Raw genomic sequence first — 18,682 nt, 5'->3', positions numbered from 1 at the left:
GGCCAAATCGCCCATGTTCGATACTGTTCGAAAAAAGCCAGTTGGCAAGACCCAAAATGGGGCAGCTGCCACCCAAAACGGGACACTCAATCCGAGGTTGCTCGTCCTGCAGGCAAGGCGTGTATTTGGCGTGACGCTCCTTTATGCGGCCTTGCTGAGCGCCTGCATCAACCTGCTTCAGCTGACGATGCCGCTGTTCATGCTGCAGGTACACGACCGGGTGCTAAACAGCCAGAGCATCGATTCCCTCGTCATGCTGACGGTTCTGGCGGTCGGCGCGCTGGTAATCTACGGCGTGCTCGAGTTCATCCGTGCCATGTCGTTCCAGGCGATGGCGAGTGCGGTGACGCGATGGCTGAACCTGCCGCTGCTGGCGGCTGCGGTTCAGGCCTCCGTCGACCAGGGGGTTTCGCGCGCAAGCCAGTCGCTGCGCGATCTGACGGAGCTGCGCGGCTTCCTCACTTCGTCGGCCGTCAGCGCACCTCTCGATGCCGCCTGGTCGCCGATCTTCCTGGGCGCACTGTTCCTGCTGCATCCCCTTTTCGGCATGGTCGGCGCGATTTCGGTGGCGCTGCTGCTGGGCTGCGGTGTCGTTACAGACCTGCTCACGCGCCAGCTGATGAAAGAGGCAAGCCAGACCAACACTGAGTCGGTGTCGAAAATTGCCGGATCGCTTCGTCACGCTGAGGCGATCGAGGCGATGGGCATGTTGCCGGCGCTGGCTCGGCGATGGCGCGGCGCACAGATGCATGCGCTGGAAGCGCTCGAAAGCAGCGGCAGCAGAAGCAGGGCGATGTCGGCGATCACCCGCGTGCTCCGCTACGTGATTCAGGTCGTAACACTCGCGGCAGGCGCGCTGCTGGTGCTAAAACAGGAAGTCAGCCCCGGCGCCATGATGGCGGCAAGCATCCTTGTTGGCCGGCTGCTGGTGCCCTTCGATTCCATCATCGAGAACTGGCGGCAATGGGTCCTGGCGATTGCCGGCTGGCGGCGGCTCGAGGCAAGCCTGAACGAGGACCTGGCGGTGCGCCAGGCGATGCCGACGCCACATGCACATGGCGACCTCGTCGTCGACAAGCTGGTCTACGCTGCGCCCGGTATGGACGTGCCAATCATAAAGGGCATTTCCTTCTCCCTTTCCCCCGGCGAGGTGCTGGGCTTGGTCGGCCCCTCCGCAGCGGGCAAATCGACCTTGGCGCGGCTGCTGGTCGGCGTGCTCAAGCCGACGTCGGGCGGCATCTTTCTCGATGGCAACAATGTCTATCTCTGGGAGCGCGGCTCGTTTGGCCGGGTGGTCGGTTATCTTCCACAATCGGTTTCGCTGCTTGAAGGGACGATCCGGGACAACATCTCGCGAATGGAAGACAGCGACCCGCACAGGGTACTCGAGGCCGCACGGCTGGCGGACGTCCACGACATGATCGGCCGCCTGCCCCTTGGCTACGACACGCCGGTCGGCGACGGCCAACTGACCCTGTCGGGCGGACAGAAGCAGCGCATCGCGCTTGCCCGCTGCCTCTACGACCGTCCCCGGCTGATCGTGCTGGATGAGCCCAACGCCAATCTCGATGCCGTCGGCGAGCGCGCGCTCGTCCGTGCGATCGAAAAGGCCAGGGACGACGGCGCCATTGTCGTGATGATCGCCCACAGGCCGACGATCATGGAAGTCGCCGACAAGCTGCTCGTCCTTGAAAATGGACGCATCACCCAGTTCGGGGAGCGCACTGATGTGGTCGCCTCGATGAGGTCAGCCCAACCGTCGCGCGAGGTGGTGGCATCATGATGCACAAATCGACATCGTCGGCACGGGCCGAGATCCAGCCTGTCAGCAGGCCCGCAATCGCGAACCATCAGCCACGGCCGCCGCTGCCCACAAGCGCGATGGAGCTGGAGATGGCCGAGGGCAGAGCCCGCTCGCCGCTCCGTCGCCTCGTCATTGCGGGGTTGACGACGATCCTGGTGTCGTTCGGCGGATTTCTCGGCTGGGCATTCTTCGCCGACCTCAGCAGCGCCTCGGTGGCTAGCGGCACGGTCGTCGTCGATTCGAAACGCAAGACGGTCAGCCATTTCGAAGGTGGCGTGCTGAGCCGAGTGCTGGTGCAGGAAGGCGACCAGGTCGCGACCGGCCAGCCCTTGATAATGCTTGAGGACACGCGGGCCCGCGCCGATCTGCAAGGCCTGGAGAGCCGGCGGATCGGCCTGAATGCCAAGCTGGCGCGACTAAAGACGGAACAGGCTGGCAGCGAGGTGATTGGCTTCCCCGACGAATTTGCCGGCAGCAGCGACGCTGCGATCCAAGACGCCATGGCGGCCGAACGCGCATTCTTCGACAAGCGCCTGGAGTCCAAGACCGGGCGCAACGGCATCCAGCGCACGACGATCGAGGAATATGCCGAGCGATCCAAGTTCCTGACCATCCAGGTCGATGCAATCGACCGGCAGATCGGCCTCATCAACGAACAGAGATCGGCCATCGCAACGCTGGTGGACAAGGGCTTTGCCCAACGCTCCAAGCTAATTGAGATCGATGCGCGGCTCAACGAGCTCGCAGCAAGACGCGGAGAGCTTGCCGGCCAGAGAGCCCAGGCCGAAAAGGCCGAGGCAGGCGCCGAACTTGCGCTGACGGGAATCGAACGCGACTTCCAGTCGGAAATTGCCGGCGAAATCACCACAGCCCGCCTCGAGCTTGCTGACGTCGAGGAGAGAATTGTCGGTGCCAAGGACGTATTGCGCCGCCTCGAGATTCGCTCGCCGCAGGCTGGCATCGTCACCAACATCCGCGTGCGCACGCCTGGAAGTGCCGTGACACCAGGCGAAGCGCTGCTCGACATCGTGCCGGAAAGCGAGCCGCTGCTCATCGAGATGCATGTCAGCACGCGCGACATCGACAGCATCGCCGTCGGCTCGCAGGCGCAGATCCGGCTGACGGCATACAATCAGCGCTCGCATCTGCCCGTGGCAGGCAAGGTCATCTATGTGGCCGCCGACCAGTCGGTCGATGAAAAATCGAACATGGCCTATTTCGTCGCGCGAGCCCAGGTCGACCCGAACTCGCTGGCGGCGAACCCGGACATGCGGCTCTATCCCGGCATGCCGGCGGAGGTGCTGATCGTGCACAAGCCACGCCGGGCGATCGACTACCTCGTCTCTCCCGTCACCGACAGCTTCAATCGCGCCTTCAGGGAAGATTGATCCCAACTCGGCGTGAGTTAGGCCGGAAAATGCCGGCCATGCCCAACGCTGCCTGTTCGCCTTCCGGCGCCTGCCGGAACACGAACCGGCGGAGCATGGAGCGCTGTTCAAATACGCCCGAATTTAGTTTGAATTTTGAAACAAACTGCGTGAAATACAGAATTACAATCCTTTTATTGTTCATATATTTTCTGTTTTAATTGCTGATATTTACTTGTCTTTAGCAATTTTTTATCAAAAATCATCATTTTATGCTTCTGCACATGTTGCGAATATCTTCTTTGCGCCGCACAATGATCTCGCGTAATCCTCGGATCCCACCGACGATAGGCGCGTTCAAAACGGCTAAGAGGAGAAGCAGATGGCCACATTGGAAGGCGGCGCATATGACGACGTCCTGTTTGGCTCCCGCTTTGACGACATCATTCGCGCCCTTGGCGGCGATGATCTCGTCAAAGGAGGCAACGGAAACGACATCATCTACGGGCATGGCGGCGATGACGTCCTGTTTGGCGACAATGGAAATGACACTCTGTTCGGCGGCGACGGAGCGGACATCCTTTATGGCGGAAACGGCAACGATATCCTGAACGGCGGTCCCGGCGACGACATGCTGTTCGGCGACAACGGTGACGACATCCTCCATGGTGGCGACGGCAACGACATCCTGATGGGCGGCAAGGGTAACGACTTCCTGTTCGGCGGTGCTGGAAACGACATCCTCAACGGCGGCAAGGGCGACGACATCATGGTCGGCGGCAAGGGCAACGACCTGTTCGTCTTCGATGGCGGCGGCGGCAACGACGTCATCCTCGACTTCACCCCCGGCGAGGACCTGCTGCAGATCTCGAAGCACATCAACGGCCTCGACATTTCCTCCCCCGACGATCTGGCTTCGCGCATCACCCAGGTCGGTGGCAATGTCGTGATCGACCTCGGCCATGGCGACACGCTGACGCTCGTCAATGTCGATGCAAAGGACATGCAGGCCAATCCGGACCACTATTTCACCGTCCATTGAGCCTGACACGGCGTGCCCTGAACTCCCCCTGCGGGGCACGCCGCCCCTCTCCAACAGATCCAAAGGACCAACGCGTGACGTCCGACCGTTCGAAGGTCGCCGGCGGCGGCTCCAGCCTGGCACAGGCCTTCCAGCTTTGCTCGGAGGTGGCTGTCGTGGCCTGGGACATCCCCGCGCAACTACCAGCCTTGGGCAAGTTCACCCTGGCCATGCAATCCCGACCGGTCCCGCTCGTCAGCATGACGCTTCCGCGGGCCGACGGCGGGCAGTGCGTGCTGTGGGCAGTGAAGCCGGGATACGACGCAGAAGATGTACAGATCGCCACGACGGACGGAAACGCACAGCAGGCGTTGACGCTCAAGCCGGCCGCACGGCTGCCGCTTCTCGACGTGGAGACGCTGCTGGGCAACCTTTCGCCGGAAGGCCGCGTCAAGTTCCTGAACAATCTGCTGACCGTGTGGCGCAGCGCATTCCGGCTGTCGCGCGACGAACTCTTCGGCAGTGTCGTCGAGGATGCCGTCTTCAGTCTTGTGCCGGCGCCGCGGCTTGCCAGTTCCGTCTGCCAGATCGCGCCCCGCCGCTATCTCATCGAGACCGACATGAGCCCTGACCTGGGCGACATCACCGGCATTTATGCCATCGGCGCCGGTTCGGTTCTGCGGCTGCCGCTACAATTCGTCGTCGGCAGCGGTTCGGAGCGCGGTTGGCAGTCCTGCCATTTCATTCTCGACACGCCCCAGCCTGCCCGACCGTTCCACATCATGTTCCTGGGCAAGCGGGGCATCGCGGTCCGCAACCTGCCGAACTGCAATCCGCGCCACCCCGATTTTCAAAAATGGTGGGCGGAACAGCGCGGCGGCACGGGGCTGCGCGAGTTCGTCGTGCGGCAACTGTCGACGATGGCCGGCAGCGGCACGGCAGCCGCAATCGACCTCCAGCAGCGGGCTCCGCTTCCGGCCCGGCAAGTCGCCAGGCCCCAGATGCATGCCGCCGTCGACCTCGCGCTTGCCTTGCCGGACGGCCTGCTCGCCGGCGGCTGGACCAACGATCAGACTTCAACCCTTGCCGGCATCGACTATCTCAAGGAGGACGGCACGGCCCTGCCCCTCGACGGCAACTGGTACGAGTTCGCGGCCTGGAGCCGGGAAGCAAAGACCAATACCAAGACCGCAGTGACAGGCTTTGTCGCCTGGCTTCCGTTGAACGAGCCGCTTGGCCCGCTGCTCCAGCCCCGGTTCCAGCTGCGGCTCGCGTCCGGTGCGGTCAAACCGCTCGTGCCGAAGCCGCAGCCCGTCGAACCAGGAGCGCAGCGCAACCACATCCTGCGCGCCGTGCCCCCGCAGCATGCAGTCGACGATGCGTTCCGGACCATTCTGGCCCCGGCCCTCCAAAGCGTCGAGCGCGCGTTGGGCCGGACCATCAGCGTCGACCACACCAAGGACTATGGCGAGCCACGCAAAGCGCCGCTCGTCTCGATCGTGGTGCCGCTCTACCGGGTCCTCGATTTCCTCCGTTTTCAACTGTCCGGCATGGCTACCGATCCGTGGCTGGCGGAAAACGCCGAGATCATCTTCGTTCTGGATTCCCCCGAGATCGAGGACGAGACGAAGCACATGCTGGGTGGGCTGCATATCCTGCACGACCTGCCGATGAAGCTCGTCGTGATGAACCGCAATGGCGGCTACGCCCGGGCCTGCAACGCCGGCGCTCGCTTTGCGCGTGGCACGGTTCTGGTGATGCTCAACTCCGATGTCGTGCCGCGCGACCCGGGCTGGCTCCAGTTGCTGACGCGACCGCTCCTCGAACAGCGCAAACTCGGCGCCATCGGCCCGAAGCTGATCTTCGAGGACGGCTCGCTGCAACATGCCGGGCTCTATTTCGGCCGCGACCAGCGCGGTATCTGGCTCAATCACCATTTCTACAAGGGGATGCCCGGACGCTATCCGCCGGCACAAGGCGCACGCAACGTTCCCGGCGTCACCGGAGCTTGCCTCGTAACGCTCAGGGAGACCTATGAGCGGGTCGACGGATATACCGAGGACTATGTCATCGGCGACTACGAAGACAGCGACCTCTGCCTCAAGATTCGGCGGCTGGGTTTGGAAATCGCCTACGAGCCTGCGGCCTGTCTCTATCATTTCGAGCGCCGGTCGATCAGTCGCAGCCAGGACTACATGCGCGGCGTCGCCAGCCAGTACAATTCCTGGCTGCACACCGAGCGTTGGGAAAACGACATCGCCGCGCTGATGCCTGCCTATTCCCACGGCGCCCGCGCGAATGACGCCTCCATGGACATCGAAGCGACGAAAAGGAACGCCGCATGAGCGAAGCGGTTCTCCGCCATGAGACCCGGCCTGCCCCAACGGCCCAGAGGGTTCGCGTCAGTTGGCTGACGGAGGCGGTCCTGAACAACCGCTTCCTGCCGCAGCCAGATGCAGGCAGCGTGTTCGTCGGCGACGGCGATTTCCGGGCCGTCGGGGCGGAGTTTCTTGGCCATTTCATTCGCCTGGGTGGCCTGCGGCCGGAGCATCGCGTGCTCGACATAGGCTGCGGCATTGGCCGCATGGCCGTTCCGCTGACGCAATATCTTGATGTCGGCAAGGGACGCTACAGCGGGCTCGATCCGGTCGAGGGCGGCATCGCCTGGTGCCGGCGTTTCGTCACCCCTGTCTATCCCAATTTCACCTTCCAGCGGCTCGACATCGCCCACAAGCTCTACAACCCTCAGGGCAAGATCAGCGGCGAGGCGCTGAAGCTTCCTTATCCCGAGCGGCAGTTCGATTTCGTGATCATGACATCGGTCGTCACGCACCTGCCGCCAGACGAAGTTCTCGTCTACCTGAGAGAGGTCGCCAGGATGCTCAAGCCGGGCGGACGCTTGTTCATGACCGCCTTCGTCGTCGACGAAATCGCTGCGGCAAACGCGTCCGGCAGGCGCGATCCCAGGCTCGGCTTCGTGCGCGACGGCGATGGACCCTGCTGGCACGTTCCCGAAATGCCGCCGCTTGCAGCCGTCGGGTTCGACGACGGCTTCCTGGACCAGGCGCTGGAGAAGGCCGGGCTTGTCGTCAGCCTGAAATCCCTCGGCCACTGGCGCGGTCAGGACGCCGACCACTACCAGGACCTCTATGTCGCCGAATGCCGCGGAGCCCAGCGGTAAGCATGCGCATCCTTGTAGCGGCGCACAACCATCCGGCCCTCCATCCCGGCGGCACCGAGATCTTCGCGCACGACCTTTTCCGCGCCTACCAGCGAGCCGGTCACGAGGCGCTTTTCCTCGGGGCAACGAACCAGGTTCATCGCCAGATCCGGCCCGGCACGAGCTTCCAGGGGCTCGGCGACGCGGCCGACGAAGTGCTGCTGTGGTCGGGCCATTTCGACCGCTTCTACATGAGCCAGGTCGACCTCTACGGCGTCGTTCCGGACCTGGTGGAACTGCTGTCCGACTTTCGGCCGGATGTGGTGCATATCCATCACCTGCTGCTGATCGGCGCCGAGTTTCCACACATCGTCCGCCGGACGCTGCCGGACTGCCGCATTGTCATGACGCTGCACGACTACTATCCGATCTGCCACCACGACGGCCTGATGGTCCGGACCAGCGGCAAGGAGCTCTGCCACACCGCTAGCCCGGACCGATGCCACGCCTGCTTCAAGGACATTCCGCTCGATCGGTTTGCGTTGCGGGAACGCCATCTTAAGGCGCTGCTGAGCACGGTCGACCACTTCGTCGCGCCAAGCCGCTTCCTGCGGCAGCGCTACGTCAACTGGGAGCTTGCCGAGGACGCCATAAGCGTGATCCCCAACGGCCTGCCGGTCCGACCCAAGCCAATAGCCACGCCAGATCGCGCCGGACGTCCGACGGTATTTGGATATTTCGGCAATCTCAATCCCTGGAAGGGAACGACGGTCCTGCTCGAGGCGGCCCGACTGCTGATCGAAGAAGGCCTCGAATTCGAACTGCGCGTCCATGGCGGCGTCCCGTTTCAGAGCGAAGTCTTTGTCTCGGAGGTCGACCGCCTTTTCAGCGAGACGGCACCGACTGTGCAACGGCGCGGCCCCTATCGGCGGGAGGACGTCGCCGAACTCGTTGCCGCCGTCGATTGCACGGTCGTGCCGTCGATCTGGTGGGAGAATGCGCCGCTGGTAATCCAGGAAGCCCAGGCACAAGGGCGACCGGTCATCGCCAGCAACATCGGCGGCATGGCCGAGCTGGTCGAAGACGGGGTCAACGGCCTGGGGGTTTCGCCCAACGATCCACGCGCGCTCGCTGGCGCCATGCGCCGCATCGCCGAGGCGCCTGAGCTGCGGCACAGGCTTTCGGGGAACGCACGCCAACCCGACGACATCGATACGACCGCCCGGCGCTACCTCGAGCTGATCGAGGCGATCAAGCCGGCGCGTGTCCAAGCAGCATGAGGAACAGTTGAATGCCCGTTGGTGCCGAGAAACCAAGCGCTATGGCCGAGCAGAACAACACCAAGCCGGTGAATGGCCGCGTCGACGCCATAGATCAGGGCTGCGTCTTCGGCTGGGCCTTCGATCCCGCCGAGCCGAACAAGCGGCTGGCGATCCGAGCGACGCTTGATGGCAAGACGATTGCCGAAGCGGTCGCCGACCGCGAGCGTCCCGATCTCCGGCGCAACGGCATCGGCGACGGCAAGCATGCCTTCGAAATCATGCTGCCGGAGCCGGCGGCCTCGCGAGCTTCCGACCTCGTCGTCATGGCAGTGAGCGGCACAGGCAACGAGCAGGCGCTGCGCGTCCCCCGCCCCGACGAGCAGGCCGCCGGAGCCCTGATCGCCGCACCGCTCACCAAGGTGCTCGACAGGCTGGACGTCCTGATGGCGGCACAACGGCAGTTGCAGGTCTCCCAGCGTTCCTTCCTGCGCACGCAGCAGGTCGACGACACCGGCGAGGCTGAGGCCGTCGGTCTTGCCGATATCAGCACCGCCGTCACCAGCTTGCGCACCGAAATCACGCAGCGACTGAGCGATCTCGACGTCCACCTGATGCGACTCGACGGCGTGGTGGCCCGGATGGAGAAGACCCTTGGCGGACTGCAGAAGCGATCCAACGGGGACCTGAAGCCGTTGCTGCTGCTGCTTTTCGTGCTGGTGGGTTTTGCAGCGGGCGCCGCCATGGCGCTGATGGCACGGGGCTGAGGCACGATGCTGGCCGTGGACAATGGACCTCCCCCATCTCTGACCGCCACGTCCCGGCCCGCCGGCAGGCTCCCCAGGGCCGGAAGAGTGACGGGTTGCCCGATCGGCAGCTCCGTCCTGCTCGTGATCGGCACGGGCGGCGCGATACCCGACGCGGCACTGGCCACACTCAATGACGATCCCATCGCGGTCTCACCTTGCGCTATCATCAGCTGGCGATTGGCGACGCCGTCGCCGAGCGCCACGCACGGCTTCGCGGCCCTGCTGTCCACGGGCAGCGCTGATCGCACATTCGCGACCGTACAGTTCGAGCGGGAAGGCGCACCCAGGCGCTATGTCTTCATGCCTCGAACGGTCTCGATCAACGAAGCCGCGACGCTGCTGGCCGAGCTTTGCGGCAATCAGTTGGCCGCCACCATCGACGCCCTGGCGGATTTGCTCATCGCTTTGCCATCCGACCCTAACAGACTGTCGGCGGCCGTCACCCTGATCAAGGCCGCACATGGGAGCTGCGGCTTCATCGAGTTGCTTGGCGAAGGCCAGGACGGAGAGATTTTCCTGCAAGGCTGGGCCAACGACGTCATGCCTGGCATGGGCCGGGTGGTGGTCGACGGCGACAGGCCCGCGGTCGCGGAATGCGCCCTTGCCGCCTATGCGCGGCAGGACATTCCGCAGGGTGCCTCGGCCTTCGCCGGACTTCTCGATATGGATGGGGCGATCAGTCCCGGCGGCATCCAGGGCCTCGTCTGGCGCGGCCGCCACGGCTGGCGCCATCTGGCCGTCCACGACCGCAAGCTGATTGCCGGGCCGCTGGAAACGGCCGGCCACGCCCGCGCGGCGGTGCTGCGGGCACACAGCACGCCGCAAATCCTGCTGCGCCTGCGCATGGCCGCCAACAGCTTCGACGGCACCGAGACCGTGTCGAGCCTGCCGCTTCCGGTTCGCATGGGCGTGGACGACGTTTTCCAGGTCGAGGGCGCGGGCTTTCTCGTCTCCGGCTGGCTGCTTGACCCCAACGATCATGTCCAGAGCGTCAAGTTGCGCCGCCACACCAGCGAAGCACGGCTCGACGAGGGCTGGGGCCGGCTTGAGCGCAGCGATGTGACAGACGCCTTCACAGATCATCCGGCCTTCTCCCGCGCATTTGGCGATGGCGGCCACAGGCATGGCTTCGTCGCCCATGCGCAGCTCCCCGACGGTGACCAGCCTTCGCCGCTCTACCTGGAACTGACACTGCGCGACACCCGCCGCGCTTTCATGCCGCTCGCGCCACTGCGGACGGCGGCCCGCCTCGCCGCGCTACGCCAGATACGCGCCATCGACCCGTCCGATTGGGCGCTGCCGGAGGTCATGGACCGGCACATCGTTCCCCTTCTCTGCGCCTCCGAAAGGGTGTCGCCGACGGTCAAGGCCGTCGTCGATGCCGGTCCGTTCGAGGCAGCGGCCGGTCCGCCGATCGTCATCAGCGTCGGTGAAGGCGAAGAGGATGGCGTCGCGCCCCTTCTCGCCTTGCTGGCGATCGACCCGGAAACCAAGCGCGCGCCGATTGCGCTGGTCATGACCTCGGAACGCTTCCACCGGCAAGTGGCCCGTATGGGAAAGCTCGCCTCGTTCTATGCTCTCTCTCTCAGGCTGGTGTCGGCCGGGGAGGCAGCCGATGCCTATGACCTGCTCGAAGCTGGAGCGCGGGCACTGTCGTCGGACACGATGGTCCTGCTTGCAGGGTCGTTGATCCCGAACAACAACGGCTGGTATCGCAAGCTTGTCGGCACCCAGGCAGCGCTCAAGAATAGTATCATCTCCCCTACCCTTGCCTATGAAGACTATTCTGTCCGCTGGGCGGGAACCTGGCCCGCGCGCCGCTACGAAGGCTACCCCATCAGCGCGGTGACCGGGTTCAAGCTGACGCCGGTCACGGCAGCATCGCTGGACTGCTGTGTGATGCCGCGCCAGGCTCTTCTGAAGGCCGGCGGATTTGCCGGCGGGTATCTCGGCTCGCGGGACAAGGGGTTTGATCTCGGCCTTCGCCTCGGCCGCGCCGGCTTTGCCTGCTACTGGCTGCCATCGGTGCAGATGCTTGGTTCCGACGAAGCGTCGAGCGCGGGCACATCGAAGATGGGCTCTCTCGTGCAGAGCATCGACCGCAAGATCCTCGATATCAGGGGCATGGCTGCGCCAACCGGCAACACAAATCCATCGGAAGGCCCGCGCGCATGACCGAGCAGCTTCGGGTCCTTGTCGTCTCGCATGGGCATCCGGCACTTGCGTTGGGTGGCGCCGAGATCGCGTCCCACAACCTGCACCAGGGCCTGAATTCGCTGCCCGACGTAGAGTCCGTCTATCTGGCCCGCGTCGGCCACCCACTTCCCCGACATGGTGCTTCGGCGCTCATGAGCCTTGGCCCGACCGAGGACGAGCTTCTGTTTCATGCCGACGACTACAACCATTTCTTCCTTTCGAATGGCGATACCGAGGCTCTGCAGCGCGACCTCGTGCGCTTCGTTCGCGACGCACGGCCCCATGTGGTCCACTTCCATCATGTGCTGGGCCTCGGGATGGAAGCGCTCTACGCAGTACGCGATGCCCTGCCGCGATCTGCCATCCTGGTGACGTTCCACGAATATCTGTCGATCTGCCACAACCACGGCCAGATGGTTAAACGGCCGACCGGCCAACTCTGCAAAAAAGCATCCCCTATCGCCTGCCACGGATGCTTTCCCGAAATCCCCGCCTCCAATTTCCTCAAGCGCGAGCGGTTCGTGCGCGGAATGCTCGAACTGGCCGACGCCTTCGTTTCCCCCAGCGTGTTTCTGGCCGAGCGTTACGCCGAATGGGGGATCGAGGCAGACAAGCTTTCGGTCATCGAAAATGGGATCGCCATGGGAGAAGCCGTGCCGGCGCGCGAGCTTCCGCCCCATAGCCCCTACCGGAACCGCTTCGCCTATTTCGGACAATTGACGCCGTTCAAGGGCGTCGACGTGCTGATCGACGCGGTCTCGCGGGTGCCCGAGAACATCTGGGGCGACGACGCCTGCCTGATGATCTTCGGCGGCAATCTCGAGCGCCAGCCGCCCGAGTTCCAGGAGCGCCTGAAGAAGCTTATCGACGATGCGGGTCGACGCGTTCGCTTCTACGGCGCCTACCAGAACGCCGACATGCCGCGCCTGATGCGGTCGGTGGATTGGGTCGCAATGCCGTCCACCTGGTGGGAAAACTCGCCGTTGGTCATCCAGGAAGCGCTGCACCACCGCAGGCCCCTCATCTGCTCCGACATTGGCGGCATGGCCGAAAAGGTGCGCGACGGAAAGGACGGGCTGTATTTCCGCGCCGGCAGCGCACAGGATCTCGCCGATCGCATGGCCGAGGTGTTGAGCGATCCGCAGGCCTGGGACCGCTTGCGGGCGTCGATGAGGCAGCCGACGAGCCACCTCGATTGCGCCCGCAAACATGTCGAGCTCTACCGTCAGCTGCTGCGTCGCGATCATGGCGGCGTCTCCGGCGGCCGGACCAGCCTGCTCTCGCAGGCGGGATAGGCAGCAGATGGCCCGCGCTTTCATGACCTGCCGCGAAATGCCCGATTTCCCGACAGAAGCCGGCATGGCTCGCCAGACCGTCGGCACCGGCAACCCCCAGACTATTTCCGCTCACAAAGTCGCATGAACAGGAGGGCTACCGCCATGCACCAGAAAATCCGCAAAGCCATCATTCCTGCCGCCGGTTTCGGAACGCGCATGCTTCCGGCGACCAAGAGCATTCCCAAGGAGTTGCTGACGATCGTCGACCGCCCCCTGCTCGACTACATCGTCGCAGAGGCCTTCGCCTCGGGGATCGAACATGTGGTCATCGTCACCGGGCGCATGAAGGGCGCGATCGAGGACCATTTCGACCAAGCCTTCGAACTCGACGTCAGCCTGCGCAATGCCGGCAAGCTGCCTCTGGCCGACCGGATCGCGCAGGACACACCTGCTGCCGGCACGATCTCCTTCGTGCGGCAGCAGCAGGCGCGGGGTCTCGGCCACGCCGTGTGGACCGCCCGCCACATCATCGGCGACGAGCCCTTCGCGGTGCTTTTGCCCGACATGCTCATGGTCGACGACAAGCCATGCCTGAAATCCATGGTCGATCTCTATGAACGCCATCGTGACAATGTCGTCGCGGTGGAGAGATGCGCGCCCGAGGACGCCCACAAGTTCGGCATCGTCTCGCTCAAGCCCACGGCCGACGGCCCTGTCGTGACCGGGCTCGTGGAAAAGCCGGCTCCTGGCACGGCACCCAGCAATCTCTTCATTTCAGGACGCTACATCCTGCAGCCCGAAATCTTCGCCATCATCGAGCAGCAGGCGCCGGGAGCGGGCGGTGAAATCCAGCTCACCGACGCCATGCTCACACTACTGGAAACCCGCAACATCCGGCCCTTCGAGTTCTGCGGCCACACCTTCGATTGCGGCGTTCCAGCCGGCTTTGTGACCGCCAACCTGCACATGGCGGCACAGCGCGCCGATCTTGCCCCTCATATCGGGACCGCGGTGGATGCGCTCTACCCGGCACGACGCGCGGTTGCGTGAACGTGCTGCCGGGTGCCCCACGCCAGTGAGGCAACCGGCTCGACCGGCGGTCGAATGCAGGCCGTCCGCCGTCAGGCTTCGGTCGGGGTGTCGTCGTCAGCTCCAGACCCGGCCAGTTAGCAGGTGTCGGTTTCGCGCTGTATCTGCTCCAGCTCTGTCGCCGCACTGTCCATCGCGCGGTTGAAGACAGCGACCATGGTCTCGATGTCATCGGCCGAATGGGCCGCCATGACCTGGAAGCGAAAGCGTGACTGCCCCAACGGGACGGCCGGAAACTCCACCAGATTGGCAATTCCGCCGTATAGGGAGAGGTATTTCGAGGCCAGCCGTCCCAAGCCTTCGCCGCCGACGCGTACCGGCACAATGGGAGAAGGCTCCCCCAGCACCTCGCGGCCGGAGCGTGCCATGGCTTGGCGCAGATGGATTACGTTGTCCCGGAGCTTGCGCCGCAGCTCCTTGCCTTCGTCCGACCGGATGATAGCAAGCGCTTCCATGATCGTGGCCGCCTGAACCGGCGACAGGGCATTGGAGAAGGTATGCGGGGCACTGTAATATCTCAGATATTCGGCCGCCGCCCGCGTTTTGACCGCCACGAAGCCGCCGTTGGAGGCAAAGGTCTTGGAGAAGCTGCCGATGACTATGTCTATGTCGCCGAGCATCTCCTGCGCGCCGATATGGCCAAGGCCATCCTCGCTCATGCAGCCGAAATCATGCGCGCAGTCGACCAGCAGGCTTGCCCCGTAGGCATCACAGATATTCCGAAGCGCCCTGAGATCAGGCGTTTCCGAATGCATTGAAAACAGGCTTTCTGTCGCGACCAGGATGCCGTTTTGCGTGTCCGTCGCGCGAATATTCGCCAGCTTGCGGACCAGCGCATTCTGGTCGAGATGCCGGAAGTAATGCACGTTCCCGGTGGCGGCGGATGCTCCGGCCTGGAGGCAGGAATGCGCCAGAAGATCCATCACGACATGATCGTCCGCACGGACGAAACCCTGGATGGCGCCATATCCGGCAGCCCATCCAGTCGGATAGAGCACGACCTCGCGGCCACCGACGAATTCCGAAAGGGCTTGCGACAATTGCAGTGAGTAGGCAGTGTTGCCGAGCAGGGCAGCGGAGCCTGCGCTGTGGACGCCGTAAGCGTCGATCGCGTCCCGTGCCGCTGCCTTGATCCTGGGATGGGAGGACAGGCTGAGATAGTCCTGCGACGCGAAATTGACGCCCGAGCTGGCCTCGCCAGCGTCCGTGCGGATGTCCGATCGCGGCCGGGGTGCAGATGAGGTAGATCGGGCATATGGCCACAGGCCATGCTGACGTCGGAGATCCTGCCAGCTGAAAAAGTTCTCTGCGCGCGCCATGAGGCCGCTGTTCTTCAGCGCGCGATAGTCCTTCAGGCTCCCGGAAAGTGCAGCCTTGGGTATTGGTTTCATCGGCGACGTGTCTCTCGTTCGGTACGAAGGTTTCTGGCGAAGCGTCCTGGCCGATTCCTGGAGCGACGGGCCCGCCGCTCCATCCATCTTCTTGGCCGCATTTGTGCGACGCCGGACGTTGCCGTCAGGCTGCAAAATGCTCAGAACTTGAAACTCAGCCGTGTCTTCACGAGATCGAGCTGGCCGTCGATCAGCGTTCCGTCGAACCGATTGAACTGCATGTGGTCCCAGCTCACGCCGGCGACGATGTTGTCGCTCAGCAGGTAGTCGGCGCCCAGGCCTGCCACCCAGCCCCAATCCTCCAGGCCGATGTTGGTGGTGATGTAGGTGGCGCCAGCATGGCCTGTCAGCAGCAGGCGATCAAACGCGAAGCCGGCGCGCGCCTTTGTCGCGAAGGCGCCTTCGACGTCGATGGGGAAGCCTTCGAAATTGATGTCGAGCCGCGTGTATTCGGCTTCGCCTCCGAGGACGAAGGCGCCGAATTGGTGGAGATAGCCGACTTGGGCGCCAAACACGACGCCGTCTCCGGACGAGCGGAGCGGCGGCGTAAACTGACGGTCGACATCGCGAAGCCAGCCATAGCCGGCCGAGATACCGACATAGGCTCCGTTCCAGTCAACGGCCGGCTGCCCGACCAGGTCGGCCGCTTCGCCCACGTTGGCTGAAAGCATCAAGGTGAAAATACCGAATATCTGCGCTCTCATAGTGACCCTAATCGAATCTCATACAAATGAGAACGCAGTAGATGGCTTTCCGCACTGCATTCAAGCTGCATCGGAAAGGATAATTAATTTTTCTTTAAGTATTTTTCTAGCAAAGTATCCGCAAATACAAACAATCAAAAAATTTAATATTATAAAGATATCAAATAATACTAGCCGACTACTAAAAATTATTCAAAACTAAATCCGACATGTATAATGACATATATCACATCCCGACATGCTGGCAACGGAATAAGGCCGGATTTTCGCGCCGATGGAGACTTGTTCACGGGTTTCCGCCTTCATTGGGAGCTCCGGTATCGTCGCTGTCATGCAGCAAGACGCACAGGGCATCCAAGCGTCGCCCATTTCCGACCGTCGGCCAGGCGCCCAGCAACTCACCCATTCTCGTCTCTGAAACGAGCTCTGGAGACAACCGGCAGAGAGCCTGTTAGGCCACTGGAATGATGCGACTGGCTAGGCTGATTGCGCCCTTCCGGTTGGCCACTCGCGAGTGCCGCGGGACGTCGGCGCCCTCGCAGCCGCACTTCCAGTGTCACCACAGAGCTGTGACATGGTTCACGTGGCAAAGATCTATCGTGACCTGCTCGACGGACACGAAGCGCCCCTGGCGCCCGCGTCCTGCTGTCCTGTCTCGAACTGCTCGGCAAGATAGCGGATGGCTTTGTCCATGGCAGCCCCCCGCGGCCGGCCGGTCGCCTTGCTGTGGAGGCGACCGGCAATGCTCTCGTCAGCGGCCGCTGCCGCAGCAGCAATCGCAGCCGGAACCGTCCTTGCGGCCGATCTCTACACGCCAGACCTCTGGCCCCTGTTCCAGATACTCCCAAGTCAGTTGTTCCGGAAACGCCATTTCGAGCTGGTAGTGCAGAGGTCGCGGGTCGTGGTCGCTGGCAAGCTCGAACATCGCGCCGGGGGCCAGTGCGTCGACGATAGCGAAAATCCTGGGGTGGCGCTCCATCCGGGGAATGGTCCTGACATCGACGACAGGGATGGTTCCGGTTTCGGCAGTTGCCATGTCGTTGTTCCTTCGGGCCGCGACAGAAAAAACGGGGCGAGCGGCCATCCTCCCCAAGCATCTGACCCTAATGCGGGGCCAGGGACGCCAATTTGCCGAAGCGCAAACAATTCCCGAACACCACATCGGATTGGGATTTCGCAAAGAGGGTGGGCAGAGCCGCAGCTAGAACCATCGCAGACAATGGCGACAGAACTGGAAAATCCGATGTCCGAATCCATACTGGAGAAATATGGCGAGGCGCGCCTGCCCCGCTACACGAGCTATCCAACGGCGCCGCGTTTTTCGCCGGCAATCGCGTCCGGCTCGTATGGTGACTGGCTCGAGCAGTTGCCGGCAAATGACCCGGTATCGCTCTACCTGCACATTCCGTTCTGCCGATCGATGTGCTGGTATTGCGGCTGCCATACGACGATCACCAGGCAGGATCGCCCGATCCTCGACTACCTCACCGTGCTGCGCGACGAGATTCGAATTGTGGCCAGGCGCATTCCCCATCATCTGCCTGCCGGCGAGGTGCATTTTGGCGGCGGCACGCCGACTATCATCTCGCCGGTGGAATTCCTGTCGCTTATGGACCTGCTGCGCGACTGCTACGGTTTTTCGGACCGCACCCGCGTTGCCATTGAGATCGACCCGCGCCGCCTTTCACCCGAAATGGCCCGAACTCTGGGAGAAGCGGGCGTCACCCGTGCCAGCCTCGGGGTCCAGAGTTTCGATCCGGTAGTGCAGAAAGCAATCAATCGCATCCAGACGCAGAGGCAGACGGCTGATGCGACCGACAACCTGCGCCGATCAGGCGTCGGCAGCATCAATTTCGACCTGATCTATGGTCTGCCGCACCAGACCGTGCAGTCCTGCATCGACACGGCCAAGGCAGCCATCGCTATGCTCCCCGACCGCTTTGCGGTGTTCGGCTATGCCCACATACCCTCATTCAAGAAGCACCAACGCATGATAGACGAGGCCGCCTTGCCCGACAGTGCTGCCCGCAACGCACAGTCTGAGGCGATCGCCGCGACGCTGGCCGCCGCCGGCTACCGGCAGATAGGCCTGGACCATTTCGCCTTGCCCGACGACGACCTCGTCAAGGTGCAGGGAGCCGGAAGGCTCCGTCGCAACTTCCAGGGCTATACGACCGACAACTGCGAAACGCTGATCGGCTTCGGTGCGTCCGCGATCGGCCGCATGAAGGACGGCTACGTGCAGAACGAGGTGGCACCTGGCCTCTATGCCCAACACATCGTTTCAGGACAGCTGGCTACCGCAAAGGGATATCGCTTGACCGGCGAAGACGCGTTGCGGGCCGAGATCATTGAGCGACTGATGTGCGATTTCAGGGCCAATGTCGGTGCGATCTGCCGTACGCATGGCGTCGACCCTTCGGAGTTGCTTGCCGGCAATGGCAGGCTGAAGGAGCTGGCCGAGGACCGGGTGGCGACGATTGCCGATGGAGTGGTGCATGTCAGCCTCGAGCACCGCTTCGTCGTCCGTGCGGTTGCCGCGGCCTTCGACGCCTATTTCGATCAGTCAATGCGCACGCACAGCAAGGCAGCCTGACTGTCCTGC

The 18,682-nt window shown here is 63.2% G+C and carries 14 protein-coding genes; 11 read left to right on the top strand and 3 right to left on the bottom strand.

The window, feature by feature from the left end:
- Positions 1–13: 13 nt before the first annotated feature.
- From B015_RS0105735 to B015_RS0105690, 10 genes are all read left to right on the top strand, one after another.
- The gene (locus tag B015_RS0105735) at positions 14–1,783 is read left to right on the top strand and encodes a type I secretion system permease/ATPase (protein WP_026226937.1); all 1,770 of its coding nucleotides are present in this window, start codon (positions 14–16) and stop codon (positions 1,781–1,783) included.
- Positions 1,780–3,192 (top strand): HlyD family type I secretion periplasmic adaptor subunit, encoded by a 1,413-nt coding sequence (locus B015_RS0105730; RefSeq protein ID WP_018426712.1) that lies wholly within the window; start codon positions 1,780–1,782, stop codon positions 3,190–3,192. The genes B015_RS0105735 and B015_RS0105730 overlap by 4 nt, the downstream gene beginning before the upstream one ends.
- A gap of 361 nt (positions 3,193–3,553) precedes the next feature.
- Complete coding sequence (locus tag B015_RS0105725; RefSeq protein ID WP_018426711.1) at positions 3,554–4,213, top strand: calcium-binding protein; 660 nt, start codon at positions 3,554–3,556, stop codon at positions 4,211–4,213.
- Positions 4,214–4,287: 74 nt separating this feature from the next.
- On the top strand, positions 4,288–6,537 hold the full coding sequence (locus B015_RS0105720) for a glycosyltransferase (protein ID WP_018426710.1): 2,250 nt from the start codon (positions 4,288–4,290) through the stop codon (positions 6,535–6,537).
- Positions 6,534–7,373, top strand: coding sequence for a class I SAM-dependent methyltransferase (locus B015_RS0105715; RefSeq protein ID WP_018426709.1), 840 nt, complete (start codon positions 6,534–6,536; stop codon positions 7,371–7,373). The genes B015_RS0105720 and B015_RS0105715 overlap by 4 nt, the downstream gene beginning before the upstream one ends.
- A gap of 2 nt (positions 7,374–7,375) precedes the next feature.
- Positions 7,376–8,632: a glycosyltransferase family 4 protein gene (locus B015_RS0105710; RefSeq protein ID WP_018426708.1), complete on the top strand. Its 1,257-nt coding sequence runs from the start codon at positions 7,376–7,378 to the stop codon at positions 8,630–8,632.
- An 11-nt stretch (positions 8,633–8,643) separates the two neighbouring features.
- Positions 8,644–9,378, top strand: a complete 735-nt coding sequence (locus tag B015_RS0105705; RefSeq protein WP_026226936.1) for a membrane protein — start codon at positions 8,644–8,646, stop codon at positions 9,376–9,378.
- Positions 9,379–9,465: 87 nt separating this feature from the next.
- Complete coding sequence (locus B015_RS30500; RefSeq protein ID WP_018426706.1) at positions 9,466–11,595, top strand: hypothetical protein; 2,130 nt, start codon at positions 9,466–9,468, stop codon at positions 11,593–11,595.
- Positions 11,592–12,911: a glycosyltransferase family 4 protein gene (locus tag B015_RS0105695; RefSeq protein ID WP_018426705.1), complete on the top strand. Its 1,320-nt coding sequence runs from the start codon at positions 11,592–11,594 to the stop codon at positions 12,909–12,911. Before B015_RS30500 ends, B015_RS0105695 begins: the two co-directional genes overlap by 4 nt.
- Positions 12,912–13,055: 144 nt before the next feature.
- On the top strand, positions 13,056–13,943 hold the full coding sequence (locus tag B015_RS0105690) for a UTP--glucose-1-phosphate uridylyltransferase (protein WP_018426704.1): 888 nt from the start codon (positions 13,056–13,058) through the stop codon (positions 13,941–13,943).
- A gap of 116 nt (positions 13,944–14,059) precedes the next feature.
- Here B015_RS0105690 and B015_RS0105685 read toward each other — a convergent pair whose 3' ends face one another.
- The 3 genes from B015_RS0105685 to B015_RS0105675 all read right to left on the bottom strand — a co-directional run bounded on the left by B015_RS0105685 (position 14,060) and on the right by B015_RS0105675 (position 17,113).
- Positions 14,060–15,301, bottom strand: coding sequence for a pyridoxal phosphate-dependent aminotransferase family protein (locus B015_RS0105685; RefSeq protein ID WP_245262290.1), 1,242 nt, complete (start codon positions 15,299–15,301; stop codon positions 14,060–14,062).
- A gap of 212 nt (positions 15,302–15,513) precedes the next feature.
- Positions 15,514–16,044, bottom strand: a complete 531-nt coding sequence (locus tag B015_RS0105680; RefSeq protein ID WP_157632690.1) for an outer membrane beta-barrel protein — start codon at positions 16,042–16,044, stop codon at positions 15,514–15,516.
- Between the two features lie 784 nt (positions 16,045–16,828).
- Positions 16,829–17,113, bottom strand: a complete 285-nt coding sequence (locus tag B015_RS0105675) for a DUF2249 domain-containing protein (RefSeq protein WP_018426701.1) — start codon at positions 17,111–17,113, stop codon at positions 16,829–16,831.
- Positions 17,114–17,320: 207 nt separating this feature from the next.
- Here B015_RS0105675 and hemN point away from each other — a divergent pair, with 207 nt between their 5' ends.
- On the top strand, positions 17,321–18,673 hold the full coding sequence (hemN, locus tag B015_RS0105670; protein ID WP_026226935.1) for an oxygen-independent coproporphyrinogen III oxidase: 1,353 nt from the start codon (positions 17,321–17,323) through the stop codon (positions 18,671–18,673).
- Positions 18,674–18,682 lie beyond the last annotated feature (9 nt).

This window comes from Hoeflea sp. 108 (assembly GCF_000372965.1).
Classification (GTDB): domain Bacteria; phylum Pseudomonadota; class Alphaproteobacteria; order Rhizobiales; family Rhizobiaceae; genus Aminobacter.
This window is presented reverse-complemented; position numbering and strand designations above follow the sequence as displayed.

Bases quoted from the DNA above. Each gene is read 5' to 3' on its own strand.
- B015_RS0105735 (WP_026226937.1), top strand. From the start codon at position 14: ATGTTCGATACTGTTCGAAAAAAGCCAGTTGGCAAGACCCAAAATGGG.
- B015_RS0105730 (WP_018426712.1), top strand. From the start codon at position 1,780: ATGATGCACAAATCGACATCGTCGGCACGGGCCGAGATCCAGCCTGTC.
- B015_RS0105725 (WP_018426711.1), top strand. From the start codon at position 3,554: ATGGCCACATTGGAAGGCGGCGCATATGACGACGTCCTGTTTGGCTCC.
- B015_RS0105715 (WP_018426709.1), top strand. From the start codon at position 6,534: ATGAGCGAAGCGGTTCTCCGCCATGAGACCCGGCCTGCCCCAACGGCC.
- B015_RS0105710 (WP_018426708.1), top strand. From the start codon at position 7,376: ATGCGCATCCTTGTAGCGGCGCACAACCATCCGGCCCTCCATCCCGGC.
- B015_RS0105705 (WP_026226936.1), top strand. From the start codon at position 8,644: ATGCCCGTTGGTGCCGAGAAACCAAGCGCTATGGCCGAGCAGAACAAC.
- B015_RS0105695 (WP_018426705.1), top strand. From the start codon at position 11,592: ATGACCGAGCAGCTTCGGGTCCTTGTCGTCTCGCATGGGCATCCGGCA.
- B015_RS0105690 (WP_018426704.1), top strand. From the start codon at position 13,056: ATGCACCAGAAAATCCGCAAAGCCATCATTCCTGCCGCCGGTTTCGGA.
- B015_RS0105685 (WP_245262290.1), bottom strand. From the start codon at position 15,301: ATGGCGCGCGCAGAGAACTTTTTCAGCTGGCAGGATCTCCGACGTCAG.
- B015_RS0105680 (WP_157632690.1), bottom strand. From the start codon at position 16,044: ATGCTTTCAGCCAACGTGGGCGAAGCGGCCGACCTGGTCGGGCAGCCG.
- B015_RS0105675 (WP_018426701.1), bottom strand. From the start codon at position 17,113: ATGGCAACTGCCGAAACCGGAACCATCCCTGTCGTCGATGTCAGGACC.
- hemN (WP_026226935.1), top strand. From the start codon at position 17,321: ATGTCCGAATCCATACTGGAGAAATATGGCGAGGCGCGCCTGCCCCGC.